The following is a 13,718-nucleotide window of genomic DNA, read 5'->3' as shown; positions in this document are numbered from 1 at the left end:
TACTGCCATATTTAGTCTGGCGGCATTCCTTTTATTTTATCCTGAAAAATGGCTGTTCTAACCATAAATGAAAAAATACCACGGAAAAATCCGTGGTACTTTAAGTAGATCATATTAAACTTGCGGTTCGTCAGAGTAAACTTTCTTCTCCTTGTAAGTCTTGATCGTTCCCTTTTTCTTTAGCTCATTATTTTTCCATACATACCACAGCTGGGCTGCAATGAAAATGGAAGAATACGTACCCGCGATCAAGCCAATCAGAAGGGCGAAAGAGAAGTTCCAGATGGACGTGCTTCCGAAAATCAATAATGCCATGACCGTAATGACCACAGTCAGGATCGTATTCACAGAGCGCCCAAGTGTCTGCCTCAACGCAGTATTGACAACTTCTGCTATGTCTTCCGGAGTCTTGAGACGTTTCTTCTTCACCATATTTTCACGCATTCTGTCAAAGGTGACTATCGTATCGTTTATCGAGTAACCGACGATTGTCAGGACGGCGGCGATAAAGGTGATATCGACCTCCAGCCTGGTGATGCTGAACAAGACAATGATGAAGAATGCATCATGCAGCAAGGCGATGATTGCCGCAAGCGCCATATATATCTCGAATCGAATCGTCACATAAATGATGATTCCCAACGAGGCGATTGCAACAGCAATCATGGCGTTCTTGGCCAGTTCTTTTCCAATTGTCGGAGAAACAGTGCCCACATTCGGTTCAGCACCAAATACTTCTTTGAAATGAGTTTTAAGGGTGGAGATCTCATCTTTCGTCAAAACACCCTTGAAACGGGCTACACCAATTTCACTATTTTCACCAGAAATAACGATATCATTTGTCTGCAAATCAACCTTTGCAAGCTCTTCCTTAACCTGTGCAGTCGTCAGCTTGCTGTCTGAAAGGATTTCGACACGTGTCCCGCTGGCAAAATCAATGCCAAGGTTCAGACGGAACACAAGGAGTGCAATCAAGCCGATCCCTACCATGATCGCTGAAGCTGTGAAGAATTTCTTACGGCTTGCAATGAAATCGAATCGATCGAATTTTGTTTTAAGATCCAGGCTGTCAAGGCCTTCTGAAATATCATGGACTTCACTTTGCTTAACACCAAACAAGCCAGGCTTGTTTTTGAATAATCCGCTGCTGACAAGCAGTCCAAGGAATAGGCGTGCCCCGAATACAGCAGTGATAAAGCTTGCGAGAATACTGATGATCAGCATCGTAGCGAAGCCTTTTACTGAGCTTGTCCCGTACGAGAACAAAACGATGGCAGCAAGCAAGGTCGTCAAGTTCGCATCAAAAATGGTCGATAAGGAACCTTTGCTTCCCGCATCGAATGCCGCTCTGATATTCCGGCCAACCTTCAATTCTTCTTTAATCCGTTCATAGGTGATGATATTGGCGTCGACCGCCATACCGACACCGAGGATCAAGGCTGCGATTCCCGGAAGCGTCAGTACTCCATTCATCCAGTCAAAGATCAAGAGGATGAGATAAATGTAAATAGATAAAGTGATAACTGCAACCAAACCTGGCAAACGGTATAAAACAAGCATGAATACGAATACTGCCAAAACACCAATGATACCGGCGAAAATCGTTTCATTCAATGCCTGCTCACCGAACTTCGCACCTACGGAAGTAGAGTAGGTTTCATCCAGCTGTACCGGCAAAGAACCAGCATTCAGCAGGGATGCCAGCTGTTGGGCTTCTTCGATGGTGAAATTACCGGTAATTTCAACATTCTTTTGATTCAATACTTGATCAACGTTCGGGTTTGAAAGGAATTTTGGTTCTGGTTTCATCCTTTCTTCCTTATAGGAATCTACTCCCTCTTCAAAGTCCAGCCAGATAATCAGCTGATTTTCAGGGTACATATCACGAATTTCTTTTGTGATTTTGCCGAACTCATCCCCGTTTTTCAGGGTTATGGAAATGCTTGGCTTGTTTTGCTGATCAAAGCTTTGCTTTGCGCCGTTTTCTTCCAAATCCCCGCCATCCATCATGATTCGGTCGTTCACATCACGGAATGACAGGTGGGCCTCGGTAGACAGGATTTCACGCGCTTTGTTCTGATCCTTTACACCAGCCAGCTGGACACGAATCCTGTTATCTCCTTCAATCTGGATATTCGGCTCACTGACACCAAGTACGTTTACTCTTCGTTCTAGGGCCTTTGCCGTACTTGTCAACGTTTCACGGTCGACTTTATCCCCCTTCTCACCGTTAAGCGGCGTGACTTCATAAAGGACCTCAAATCCGCCCTGAAGGTCAAGACCTAGCTTGATATCTTTTAAAATATTCTGGGTTGTTGCACCCATGGCGCTTCCAATCAGTAAAATCAACAAGAAGAAGGCCACGATGCGGCTGCGTTTTACCATTATGTAGAAATCCTCCTTATTCTTTGCACAGAAACATGCTGTCAGACAATAAAACACTCAGACTAAATAATAGACAGTAACCAATTTATAGCATTCTAATTATGTAACAGTTTAAAAAAACTGTCAATTAGGGCTCTTTTCATAATTAAGCGGTTTTCTTACCAAAGAAAAAATCGGCACTAATATTTTTCCGGCTCATTTTGAAGCCTCTTTAGCGGACATAAAACTATGTATCTAAACGAAAATAGCCTCTTCATATTATTTCTATCTCGATTATAGAAATTGTTTTCGGGTGTTACAGTTCCTTACTTAAGCAATTCCCTCCGTTCTTCTTCGTCACCCAGTGAGAAATCTCCTAATTTAAAAGCTTCAACGGTTGTGAAGTTCATCAGGTCACCAATTTTGGCTGAGAGAATGTCGGCCACTACCTCATACAACTGGATTTCATCTTTTGGCTTCTTCCATTTTTTCTTCGTCAGGTAATCCCATAATTCCTTTTCTGTGACACTTTCATATCCGAATATTTTGAATTCTTCAACTTTGCTTTGCAGTGCCGGTTTCACTTCGTTGTAAAAGCGTCCGTACTGATGGATGCGTTCCATCGTCTAGCCCCCCGTCGAATATTCTAGTCTTATAATGTTTTAACCTTGTCATGCTTTGTCCACATTCTTGCATATAGTTAATTGTATATGAAATATGCATTTTTGAGAAGGCAGGGAGCGGAATGTCAAAGTTTTTAAAAGGAACCTTTATTTTGTTGATTGCCGGGCTCATAACGAGGGTGCTTGGTTTTATAAATCGCATTGTCATTGCCCGTTCCATTGGAGAAGAGGGTGTTGGCCTTTATATGATGGCATTTCCTGCCATGATGCTCGTGGTTACGATCACACAGTTGGGCCTACCAGTGGCGATTTCCAAAAATGTGGCCGAAGCCGAAGCCAGAGGAGATTTTAAAAAGATCAAGAAAATTCTGGTCGTTTCTCTTGCTACGACAATCTCATTATCCATCATCTTTACACCGGCGCTGATTTTCCTTTCCCCTATCCTGTCACAAACGTTATTCACTGACTCAAGGACCCACCTGCCTTTGCTGGCGATCGCCCCTATTGTTCCGATCGTAGCTGTTTCCTCTGTCCTGCGCGGCTACTTCCAGGGAAGACAGAACATGAGGCCATCTGCTATTTCACAAGTAATAGAGCAGCTTGTACGGATATCCTTGATCGCCGTCCTGACCAAAACCTTCATGCCATACGGTATTGAATATGCTGCCGCAGCAGCCATGGTCGCAGCAGTAATGGGAGAACTGGTTTCTCTCTTTTACTTAATGACAGCCTTCAAGCTGAAGAAGAAATTCCCTTTAAGGAAGAACTTTTTCCAGTTTGTACACTCTGGCAAATCGACTTTTAATGATTTGATGAGGATTGCCCTGCCAACCACCGGTTCGAGACTGATCGGTTCGGTATCATGGTTCTTTGAGCCGATCGTGGTCGCACATAGTCTTGCGATCGCCGGGGTGGCTGCCGTTGCCGCTACAAAACAATACGGAGCCCTGACCGGTTTCGCGATGCCGCTATTATTGCTGCCATCCTTCATTACCTATTCATTGTCAACTTCCCTTGTTCCGGCCATCAGCGAAGCCAACTCAAAGAAAAAAATGAAAGTCATCGAGAACCTGCTTCAGCAATCTTTAAGGTTTTCCCTGCTTACAGGGGGACTGGCCGTAATTGTCCTTTATGTACTGGCAGAACCATTAATGACGGTGATGTACGGCAGCTCAAATGGGGCCCAATTCATCAAACTGATGGCTCCATTCTTTCTGTTTTACTATTTTCAGGGCCCTTTGCAGGCTGCTCTCCAGGCTCTTGATTTGGCAAGAGCAGCGATGATCAACAGCCTGATCGGCAATCTGGCGAAAACCGCTGTCATCTTCCTGCTGGCAAGCCAGCCTGCCTTTGGCATCAATGGAGTTGCCCTTGGGATGGTCATGGGGATTGTGTTGATCACGCTGCTCCATTTCGCAACAATGCTTAAAGCCATTTCATTCACTTTTTATGTGATGGATTATGTAAAAATATTTGTTCTCATTGCTTTATCAGGTGCACTCGGTTATCTCTTATGGGGCTGGTTGGATGAAGGTATTGGACTTGCCGTAAGAGTCATTTCCAGCACAGCAGCAATCAGCATCTTCTATCTGTTCCTGGCGATCGTCTTTGGACTGATCAAGAAACAGGAGCTCATCAAGCTGCAGCGTGTCCTGTTATCCTTTTTCAGGAAAAAAGTCATGTAAAAAACGTGGAAGCTCCTTCCACGTTTTTCATTCATTCTGTAAATCAATATAAAACTGGCCCTTTTCATAACTGCAAAAAGATAGTTCTCCCGGATCGTGATAACCTTTTTTTTCCAATTGTTTCAGCAGCCATGGCTTCGATTTGCCGATCATGGTCAAATTGTCTTCCTGGATTTCACCATCAATAATCAGAGGCAAAGCAAGACTGCTGTTGTCCTGCTGGCTTTCCTGATTTTTTTGGAAGATCGACAAGGTCCCAGAAGGTTCGAGAATCGCATATTCAACATCCGCAATATTGCCAACGTCCTTTTCCCGCAATTGCAGCAGCAAGTCATCAAAATTATACCGTTGGCTTCTCATTGCCTTCTCGTCGATTTTCCCGTTATTGATGATGATCGTTGGTTTCCCATCCACGATATCCCTGAACTTTTTGCTTTTCAGCGAAAGGAATGCCAGTGCGATTTGGATGATGACAAGCACACTGATCGGGAGAAGAGTATTGATCAAGGGATCTTTCGTGTTTTCTATAGACAAGGATGCCATTTCAGCAATCATGATATAGACAACCAAATCCAGAATGCTCAATTCACCGATCTCCCTTTTTCCCATCAGACGGAAAATCAAGAGGATCAATAAATAAAGGAACAAAGTCCTCAGAATAATAATTAAATATTCTTCCACTTTTCCCCCGCCCTTCAAACTCCATTCATCTATAGTCTTTAACCAGGAGTTAAAAAAATACTTACAGAATCAGCATTTTTTTGCCCCCACATAAGTATAAAATCTGATTCTATTTGTCCACCTGACCGAATATGCTTGTACTAGGCATTTCCCGGATACAGGGAATCAGATCAGAGAGGAGAGGGGTTAATGGAATCCAGGAATTTAAGCAGGGCTGTGCTTTACGGCGTGATTGCAATCTTTTTATTGGCAATCGTGAGCAGTTTGATATTTTCTCTTCTTTTAAAATTCACGTCTGTCCAAGAATCTTCGCTTCAATACGTCATGACATCCATTTCATTCTTATCAATCTTCATCGGCGGGTTCATTACAGGAGGGAACGGAAAGGAAAAAGGGTGGATGATTGGGGGGGCAACGGGCCTGGTATATACGGTCATTATCTTTTTATTCCAGTACCTCGGCTATGACAGCTTATTCAGCTTCGAGCAGATCATCTACCATATTTGCTACATCATCACAGCGATGATGGGCGGAATCCTCGGCGTGAATATCGCAGGAAGCCCATCTAAGGCATAAAAAAGGAGCGGACCTGAAATCCGCTCCCTTTTTCATTATTTCGCAAGCATGTCGCCTGCAGATTCTCTAACATCACGGATTGCAGCGCGATCATATGTAAGACGGCTTCCGTCTCCGCATTTGATGACAACTGTGCCTTCATCAAGTGCATCGACTGTTCCATGCAAACCACCAATCGTGACTACTCTGTCACCTTTTCTAAGGTCGCTTTGCATTTGCTGAACCGCTTTTTGCCTCTTTTGTTGAGGGCGGATCAGTAAAAAGTAGAACAATACAAACATAAGCAGCAATGGGAATACTGTACCCACTAAACCTTCCATTCATTTCCCCTCCTTTCATTAGTTAAAGGCTTTCTTTTAAGTTAAAGAAATCACCCTGTTTTAAAGCAGTTTATTTAGAAGTTTTTGGCATTTGGCTTGTTGTAGCCATATTGCTCAAAGAACTCTTCTCTAAAGTCCCCCAGACGGTCTTCGCGGATCGCCTGTCTGACCTGCTCCATTAATCTTATCAGAAAATAGAGATTATGGTAAGAAGTAAGTCGGATTCCAAACGATTCATCGGTTTTTATCAAGTGGCGGATATACGCCCTGCTGTAATTCCGGCAAGTGTAACAATCGCAATTTGGATCCAACGGTTCAAAATCACGGGCAAATTGCGCGTTCTTCACGACCAGTCTGCCCTGGCTTGTCATCAGTGTTCCATTTCTGGCAATCCTCGTAGGAAGCACACAATCGAACATATCAATCCCGCGAATAGCTCCATCAATCAATGAATCAGGTGATCCTACACCCATTAAATACCGTGGCTTGTCCGCTGGCAGCCACGGTGTAGTGAATTCGAGCACTCTGTCCATGACATCCTTAGGTTCCCCTACTGAAAGTCCGCCTACGGCATACCCAGGGAAATCCATCGATACGAGATCCCTGGCACTTTGTTTCCTTAAGTCCTCATACTCCCCGCCTTGAACGATTCCAAACAATCCCTGATCCTGTGGACGCTTATGTGCTGTCAAGCAGCGCTCTGCCCAGCGGGACGTCCGTTCCACGGATTTTTTCATATAATCGTATTCAGCAGGATATGGCGGACACTCGTCAAATGCCATCATGATGTCAGATCCCAAAGCATTTTGGATCTCCATCGCTTTTTCAGGTGAAAGGAAAAGCTTATCGCCATTCAGATGATTTCGGAAATGTACGCCCTCTTCTTCGATCTTTCTGAACTCGCTTAAGGAGAATACCTGGAACCCTCCAGAATCAGTCAGGATTGCACGGTCCCAGTTCATGAACTTGTGAAGGCCGCCTGCCTCCTTGACAATTTCGTGGCCTGGTCTCAGCCATAGATGGTAGGTGTTGCTCAGGATAATACCTGCCCCCATCTCGACCAATTCCTCTGGTGACATCGTTTTGACTGTGGCCAATGTGCCGACTGGCATAAATACAGGAGTTTCAAACGAGCCATGGGGTGTATGCACACGCCCGAGCCTCGCTCCTGTTTGCTTACAGGTTTTGATTAATTCATAACGGATTGCTGACAATGTTCAAGCTCCTTCCAGATGTCCTCATTCATTTATAAAATGTTGCCCATTTATAGTATTAGCATCGCATCACCGAAGCTGAAAAACCGGTATCTTTCCTCTACTGCCTTATTATAGGCATTCAGGACATTTTCCCTTCCGGCCAAAGCACTCACCAGCATGATCAGGGTCGACTTTGGCAGGTGGAAATTGGTGATCATTCCGTCAATTGCCTTAAATTCATAGCCGGGATAAATGAAGATATTCGTCCAGCCATTTTCGGCGACAAATTTACCGTCATTCGCTGTCGCAATGGTTTCCAGGGTTCTTGTCGAAGTGGTCCCCACCGTAATGATTCGCCCGCCTTGTTCACGGACAGAATTCAACAGCAGCGCAGTACCTTCCGTCACCTGGTAGAATTCAGAATGCATGTCATGCTCCTCGATTGAATCGACGCTGACAGGCCTGAATGTTCCAAGGCCTACATGGAGGGTAATGAAGGCAATATGGATGCCCAATCCTTTTATTTCTTCAAGCAGTTCTTCGGTAAAATGCAACCCGGCCGTCGGTGCTGCCGCAGACCCCCGTTCTCTCGCGAACACTGTCTGGTAGCGGTCTTTGTCCTCAAGCTGTTCCTTGATATAAGGAGGAAGCGGCATTTCCCCAAGCTGCTCAAGCACCTCGTAAAAAATCCCATCGTAAGAAAACTTGAGGTTACGGCCGCCATGCTCTGCTTCCCCTGTGCATTCCGCTGTCAGAAGACCATCTCCGAATACAATTTTCGTGCCTTCCTTCACTCTTTTAGCTGGTTTGATGAGGGTTTCCCATTCATCTCCCTCAAGCTGTTTCAAAAGAAGGACCTCAATCTTTGCTCCTGTGTCTTCCTTCATGCCAAACAGCCTTGCCGGAAGTACTTTTGTGTCATTCAGGACGAGGCAGTCGCCAGGCTTAAGATACTTTTTAATATTCTTGAAAACATCATGATCAATATTGCCTGTTTCTTTATCCAGAACCATCAGCCTGCTTTCCGCTCTTTGTTCTAGCGGAGTCTGGGCAATGAGTTCTTCAGGCAGATGAAAATCAAACAAATCTACTTTCATGTTGTCACCCTTACTTTTTCAATTCGTCATACAGACAATCCGACATCATCGGAATCGTCCAATAAAATAAAATATCGCTGATAGAACAATACTTGCCACGATGGATGTTACGATCGGGAAGTAAAAGGTCGTATTGCCCTTTTTTATGACAATATCTCCTGGCAGTCTTCCTAAATTGATGAACTGCATGAGAAACCCAATGATGAAAATCACTGCTCCCGCAATCATGACAAACTTCGCTGCACCTGTCATCTCTCAGGCACCTCCATCTGGAAATGTCGGTATACTGCTTCCGTTACTATTCTTCCCCTTGGAGTCCTTTGCAAAAACCCGATCTGTAAAAGATATGGTTCATATACATCTTCTATTGTCTGGGATTCTTCCCCTATGGTTGCAGCTATCGTCTCTAGTCCTACGGGACCACCGCGGTATTTTTCTATAATGCCCTTGAGTAATTTATGGTCAATATGGTCAAGTCCCAGCCGGTCGACCTGCATAAGCTCCAACGCTTCTTTTGCAAGCGATTCCTCGATTGCCCCATTGCCGCGCACCTGAGCAAAGTCTCTTACCCGCTTCAACAGACGATTGGCGATCCTTGGTGTTCCTCTCGACCTTCTTGCCAGTTCCTGTGCCGCGAGCCAATCAATCTCTGTATCGAGCAACTCAGCGGTCCTGACGACAATGTCTGTCAGCTGTGTTTCATTATAGTATTCCAAACGGCTCAATACTCCAAACCTGTCTCTTAATGGTGCAGAGAGAGAACCTGCCCTGGTTGTGGCACCAACAAGCGTAAATGGCGGCAGGTCAAGGCGGACCGAGCGTGCACTAGGCCCTTTTCCAATGACGATATCCAGGCAAAAATCCTCCATGGCTGGATAAAGGACTTCTTCAATCGTCCTTGGCAGCCTGTGAATCTCATCTATGAACAAGACATCACCTGGCTCCAAAGCAGTCAGAATCGCCGCTAGATCTCCAGGCCTTTCAATGGCAGGACCCGAGGTCGTCCTCAGATTGACGCCCATCTCATTGGCAATGATTGCCGCGAGTGTCGTCTTACCCAATCCGGGCGGTCCATACAGCAAGACATGGTCTAACGTTTCACGTCTCATTTTTGCAGCCTCTATAAAGACTTCGAGATTGGCCTTCACCTTGTCCTGGCCGATGTATTGCCTGAGGGTTTGCGGCCTCAGGCTTTGCTCAAATGAAAGATCCTGGTCGCCAGCTTCACTGGAAATGATTCGTTCTTCCATCTGTTTCCCACCCTTTTATTTTTTGATATTGCTGAAACTAAGAAGGTCCTTATCTCAAGAGCTTCTGTAATGCCTTCTTGATATATTGATCTGTGGACAATTGTTCTTTTTTCAGATCAGGTGTGATCTTGCGGATTTCTTTCTCCGAATAGCCAAGTGCCTTCAGTGCCAGAACCGCCTCATCAAACTCTGTTGAATGGCTGACTGCAGCAGCCACTTCATCGGTGTTAAATAAGTTAGGGAAGAAGTCAGGAACCAAGTCATGCAGCTTCCCTTTCAAATCGAGGATCATCTGCCTTGCTGTCTTCTTGCCGACTCCCGGGAACTTGACAAGGAAGGACTCATCTTCATTTTCAATTGCCTGCACTACTTGTTCGGGTTCCCCAGAAGCCAGGATCGCAAGTGCCCCTTTAGGCCCGATACCAGAAACATTCAGCAGCCTCGTGAAGAGCGCTTTTTCCTCCCTTGTCCTGAAGCCATACAATGCCATAAGATCTTCACGGACATAATGATATGTATAGATACGGATTTCTTTGCCTGCTTCCTTTGTGAATACAAACGGATTGGGTGTCATGACCTGATATCCGATCCCGCTGTTTTCAATTACTATATATTCAGGCCCGACAAAATCGACGGTGCCTTTGATGAATTCATACACTAATATTCGCCCCTCTGCTTTGCTGTAACTCATTTTAACATACTCTATTTAAAGGTATGTATAAAAATATCCGAAAAGGCGAACGTATGATCAATTTTTAAAGGTACTTTTAAGGTAGGCGGTTCATTTTTGTTTTCCATGAGCGAATTCTTCCTCTTGGAAGAATGATGAAAAATCCTAAATGCTGGATTTTTCTTGAACCATTCTTCCTTTGGATAGAATGATGAAAAATCCCAAATGCCGGATTTTTCTTGAACCATTCTTCCTTTGGATAGAATGATGAAAAATCCCAAATGCCGGATTTTTCTTGAACCATTCTTCCTGATAAAACACAAATAAGAGCCAGTCAGCCCGGCTCTTGTTTGATATCCTGGATTGTGTATGGTTTGAATGTTTCCAGCACTTCTTCGTAGCATTTTTTATTTTTAATGGGAATCCCTTTTTTTAATTGGTCTCGCTTAATGCTTTCGAGTTTTCCTAGGTCGATTTGAAAAAACGATTGGATGATGTTCGATCCATCCGGCCTTCCATTAAAAATGGTCAGGACTCCATCATCTGACACACCGAAATATCCATTTGCCTTTAGCAATGGCGAAATATCATCTACATCCTGCCTGAAAACGGCTTTATCTGCTTCCATATCGACAATTTGCCACTTTTCATATTTTGCCCAGAAGTCCTCCATCGACCAGATGGTTTCGTTAACCCTTTCCTCACTCATTTCACCATCTAGATAGACTCTTTGCAGGATGATTGTGACTTCAAGAGGTTGATTGATTTCATGGACTCTTGCTTCAGGCTTCTCAGCAAAAGCATGGGCAGGCTGAAGCATCATACTGCTGATCGAGAGAATGACCGTGAGCAATACAGCTGATTTTAGTGCTTTTAATATATAATTGGAAGCCATTGCTGTCCACCTCTCTTCTTTTGCATGGAAATGATTTCGTTTTTCCATGATAGGTTAATATCTTTTCCAATAATAGTTTAGCCAAAAAGATCTTATTTATCCTTTTTAAAAAGGACCGTCAAAAATTAGCCATAAAAAACAGAAGGCAAAGAATCCCTTTGCCTTCTTAGCAATCATTGATTGAAGTTGAGACTTTCCCTTGGGTTTCCGTTTCTTCTGTCATAATCAATGGTCCTTGATCTGCTGAAGGTCCCTTCGTCCTCCAGAATGCGCAGCTCCCTGCCTTCGAGATATGGCTGGACCGCTTTCCTGATTTGCCTGTTGGTTTGTTTTTTTCAAGGATTGATCTTTATAGGTGACTGCGATCTCTACATCCTGTCCGAAAAGAACGGATCGTACCTTGTCGACATTATCGACTGACTCTGCGGCAAGACCCACTTTCCTGCCCAATCTGTTGTCTTGCTCATTGTTTGAGTATATGCCAGCTTTGCCGCTGCCTCTATGCTCATTCAGATGTCCATGATAGTTTAAGTCACCACGGCTGTATTTATTATCCCTCTGGAAGAAGTTATGGTCATGATCTGAGCGAGGAACAGTCGGATTCGGAGGATTGCCGTTTTCATCCCTTGATTGAAGCATCATCCGTTTCCGTTCCCCGGCAACTCTTCCCTCTTTGCCAAAATTATGGTCAAGGATTTCAGTCAGAGGCCCTTCTCTGTCGTCCATCCCGTCAATCTCATTTCCCTTTTCATTCGAATAATAGCCGATTGGCTGCGCAGGATTGGTATTCCGGTCCTGAATAGCATTTTCATTATTTCCATTACAACCAGTCAGCCCTATCACGAACAAGGTGGCAAATGGAAGCAGCAGCTTTCTTTTATCCAAACGAAAAACCCCCATCCTTGCAATAATGAGCATTCTACATGCTCATTATTAGATTGCGGATGGGGCAGACTTTTCATTCTGACAGATACGTCCAACTTGTGCTCCTCATTTCATTACTTCAGTCTTGATTTTACTTGTTCCAGGAATTGTCTCCTCTGCTGAAACTGGCTGACTGTCATCTCTACGATCGGCGTTAATCGGTAGGGATTTATATGGTTACTTTCCCTGAGAATCCTGTTCCACTCCCTGAGGATATCAGCAGGGTATATCAGTCCGTAAAGAAATGCTTTATTTTCCAGCCAGTTATTTAAATGGTTTATTTTTGTGAGCGACTCAAAGTCCCAATTTAAGAAAGGCAGGATCCGGTTTGCATATTGAAGCAAATCACTTGCTCTTGATCCTGTGCTGATCAAATCGAAATCAATTAAATACAAATTCCCATCAATTGACCTCAAAAAATTATGGTGGGCAACATCTCCATGCAGGATGGCTGGCCGTCCGTGCTCCAGGAGTCTGTTATGGCTTCTAAACTCTTCTAATGAAAATTCCGCCCATTGCAGCAGTTCTTTTATGAAATCCTTGTGTACATAATGGCTAATTGCAGTTTGGTTATTCGCGAATTCACCCAGCCTTTGGTGCCATTTCCTCTCCAGGTCCACTTTCGGAATGAGACCAGCATAGGACGGAATCATCCCGGTTGTGATGTCATGGAATGTATTGAGCAGTTCAACTCCCTCATTCCTGTCAGAAGGGTTGGCATAGTGAAAGCTTTTCTCGGCTGGTTCAATATACTCTATGCAGCCATAGTACAAATCATGGAATTTTAGCGGTGCAATTTGGGTTGAATTGAACCGATATGAATGGCGAAAGCCCGATTTATGCAATGATGAAGTAAAGGCTTCCTGGATTTTCAGCTTTCGTAAATCTTTATAGCCTTTTAAAATAAATCGGGAATTAGGGGTTTGCACAAGATAGACATTGCCTCGCAGCTTGGTCAACCCCTGGATATCTTCTTCAAGTTCGCTGTTTAAATAAGAGAAGAGACGATTGAAAAAGAAATCGTCTCCACCTCTCTTGATGTTAATATTCATCGCTTTCATCTTCAAAGCGTGGCATCGGCATTCCATAGCCTCCGCCCATTGGCCCCCCCTGCATAAGGGTTCATAAAGCCTTGTGGCCCCATACCGAACTGCGGCTGAACATGCATTCCCGGCGCTCCCGGATATCCGTGGTGGAGGTAATGGTGAGGGTGGTGCATTCCCGCTCCCATTACACCATAAGGGCTTCCCATTGATCCGCCACAGCCGCAATCTGTGCCAGCACCTTTAACTCCCTGCTTAGGCATCTGGCTTTGCATTCCCCCTACCTGCGGCATCATCGGCATTTGATCCTGCATTCCGCCCACCTGCGGCATCATTGGCATTTGGTCCTGCATTCCCCCTACCTGCGGCATCATCGGCATCTGGTCCTGCATTC

General features: G+C 44.5%; 14 protein-coding genes and 1 pseudogene. 2 read left to right on the top strand and 13 right to left on the bottom strand.

The genetic code is table 11. The features are described 5' to 3' along the window. Nucleotides 1-114: 114 nt before the first annotated feature. Entirely contained in the window at nt 115-2,385 is a 2,271-nt protein-coding gene (secDF, locus tag EJA10_RS19525) for a protein translocase subunit SecDF (RefSeq protein WP_125481710.1), read from the bottom strand. A 305-nt stretch (nt 2,386-2,690) separates the two neighbouring features. Continuing rightward, nucleotides 2,691-2,987, bottom strand: a complete 297-nt coding sequence (locus EJA10_RS19520; protein WP_125481709.1) for a post-transcriptional regulator — start codon at nt 2,985-2,987, stop codon at nt 2,691-2,693. 122 nt (nt 2,988-3,109) lie between these two features. Between EJA10_RS19520 and spoVB the strand changes: the two genes are divergently transcribed. Beyond that, nucleotides 3,110-4,672 (top strand): stage V sporulation protein B, encoded by a 1,563-nt coding sequence (gene spoVB, locus EJA10_RS19515; protein ID WP_125481708.1) that lies wholly within the window; start codon nt 3,110-3,112, stop codon nt 4,670-4,672. Between the two features lie 27 nt (nt 4,673-4,699). On the opposite strand, the gene EJA10_RS19510 is transcribed toward spoVB, so the two are convergent. Continuing rightward, a complete protein-coding gene (locus EJA10_RS19510; RefSeq protein WP_125481707.1) occupies nt 4,700-5,353 on the bottom strand; it encodes a DUF421 domain-containing protein in 654 nt (217 codons plus the stop codon). A 189-nt stretch (nt 5,354-5,542) separates the two neighbouring features. Between EJA10_RS19510 and EJA10_RS19505 the strand changes: the two genes are divergently transcribed. Continuing rightward, nucleotides 5,543-5,929 carry a TIGR04086 family membrane protein gene (locus EJA10_RS19505; RefSeq protein WP_125481706.1) on the top strand — a complete coding sequence of 129 codons (387 nt, stop codon included), beginning with the start codon at nt 5,543-5,545 and terminating at the stop codon, nt 5,927-5,929. Between the two features lie 35 nt (nt 5,930-5,964). On the opposite strand, the gene yajC is transcribed toward EJA10_RS19505, so the two are convergent. From yajC to EJA10_RS23545, 10 genes and pseudogenes are all read right to left on the bottom strand, one after another. Next, a complete protein-coding gene (gene yajC / locus EJA10_RS19500) occupies nt 5,965-6,249 on the bottom strand; it encodes a preprotein translocase subunit YajC (protein WP_125481705.1) in 285 nt (94 codons plus the stop codon). 74 nt (nt 6,250-6,323) lie between these two features. Next, on the bottom strand, nt 6,324-7,463 hold the full coding sequence (gene tgt / locus EJA10_RS19495; protein WP_125481704.1) for a tRNA guanosine(34) transglycosylase Tgt: 1,140 nt from the start codon (nt 7,461-7,463) through the stop codon (nt 6,324-6,326). Between the two features lie 50 nt (nt 7,464-7,513). After that, entirely contained in the window at nt 7,514-8,542 is a 1,029-nt protein-coding gene (gene queA, locus EJA10_RS19490) for a tRNA preQ1(34) S-adenosylmethionine ribosyltransferase-isomerase QueA (RefSeq protein WP_125481703.1), read from the bottom strand. A 45-nt stretch (nt 8,543-8,587) separates the two neighbouring features. Further along, complete coding sequence (locus EJA10_RS19485) at nt 8,588-8,794, bottom strand: DUF2905 domain-containing protein (protein ID WP_125481702.1); 207 nt, start codon at nt 8,792-8,794, stop codon at nt 8,588-8,590. Continuing rightward, on the bottom strand, nt 8,791-9,792 hold the full coding sequence (gene ruvB / locus EJA10_RS19480) for a Holliday junction branch migration DNA helicase RuvB (protein ID WP_125481701.1): 1,002 nt from the start codon (nt 9,790-9,792) through the stop codon (nt 8,791-8,793). The genes EJA10_RS19485 and ruvB overlap by 4 nt, the downstream gene beginning before the upstream one ends. Before the next feature lie 49 nt (nt 9,793-9,841). Next, a complete protein-coding gene (ruvA, locus tag EJA10_RS19475; RefSeq protein WP_125481773.1) occupies nt 9,842-10,450 on the bottom strand; it encodes a Holliday junction branch migration protein RuvA in 609 nt (202 codons plus the stop codon). Between the two features lie 346 nt (nt 10,451-10,796). Continuing rightward, a complete protein-coding gene (locus tag EJA10_RS19470) occupies nt 10,797-11,357 on the bottom strand; it encodes an intercompartmental signaling factor BofC (RefSeq protein ID WP_211340606.1) in 561 nt (186 codons plus the stop codon). Nucleotides 11,358-11,582: 225 nt separating this feature from the next. After that, on the bottom strand, nt 11,583-12,242 hold the full coding sequence (locus EJA10_RS19465; protein WP_170169199.1) for a spore cortex protein CoxA: 660 nt from the start codon (nt 12,240-12,242) through the stop codon (nt 11,583-11,585). Nucleotides 12,243-12,355: 113 nt separating this feature from the next. Continuing rightward, nucleotides 12,356-13,333 (bottom strand): phosphotransferase, encoded by a 978-nt coding sequence (locus EJA10_RS19460; RefSeq protein WP_170169198.1) that lies wholly within the window; start codon nt 13,331-13,333, stop codon nt 12,356-12,358. Between the two features lie 11 nt (nt 13,334-13,344). Next, a pseudogene (locus EJA10_RS23545) lies at nt 13,345-13,718 on the bottom strand (hypothetical protein); the annotation flags it as partial.

The organism is Mesobacillus subterraneus (assembly GCF_003937825.1).
Classification (GTDB): domain Bacteria; phylum Bacillota; class Bacilli; order Bacillales; family Cytobacillaceae; genus Mesobacillus; species Mesobacillus subterraneus.
The sequence above is the reverse complement of the archived record's forward strand: the minus strand, read 5'-3'. Positions and strand labels throughout refer to the sequence as shown.

Coding starts and splice junctions, on each gene's coding strand:
- EJA10_RS19520 (WP_125481709.1), bottom strand. CDS start 2,987: ATGGAACGCATCCATCAGTACGGACGCTTTTACAACGAAGTGAAACCG.
- EJA10_RS19470 (WP_211340606.1), bottom strand. CDS start 11,357: ATGGCTTCCAATTATATATTAAAAGCACTAAAATCAGCTGTATTGCTC.
- secDF (WP_125481710.1), bottom strand. CDS start 2,385: ATGGTAAAACGCAGCCGCATCGTGGCCTTCTTCTTGTTGATTTTACTG.
- ruvB (WP_125481701.1), bottom strand. CDS start 9,792: ATGGAAGAACGAATCATTTCCAGTGAAGCTGGCGACCAGGATCTTTCA.
- EJA10_RS19505 (WP_125481706.1), top strand. CDS start 5,543: ATGGAATCCAGGAATTTAAGCAGGGCTGTGCTTTACGGCGTGATTGCA.
- EJA10_RS19485 (WP_125481702.1), bottom strand. CDS start 8,794: ATGACAGGTGCAGCGAAGTTTGTCATGATTGCGGGAGCAGTGATTTTC.
- queA (WP_125481703.1), bottom strand. CDS start 8,542: ATGAAAGTAGATTTGTTTGATTTTCATCTGCCTGAAGAACTCATTGCC.
- EJA10_RS19460 (WP_170169198.1), bottom strand. CDS start 13,333: ATGAATATTAACATCAAGAGAGGTGGAGACGATTTCTTTTTCAATCGT.
- yajC (WP_125481705.1), bottom strand. CDS start 6,249: ATGGAAGGTTTAGTGGGTACAGTATTCCCATTGCTGCTTATGTTTGTA.
- spoVB (WP_125481708.1), top strand. CDS start 3,110: ATGTCAAAGTTTTTAAAAGGAACCTTTATTTTGTTGATTGCCGGGCTC.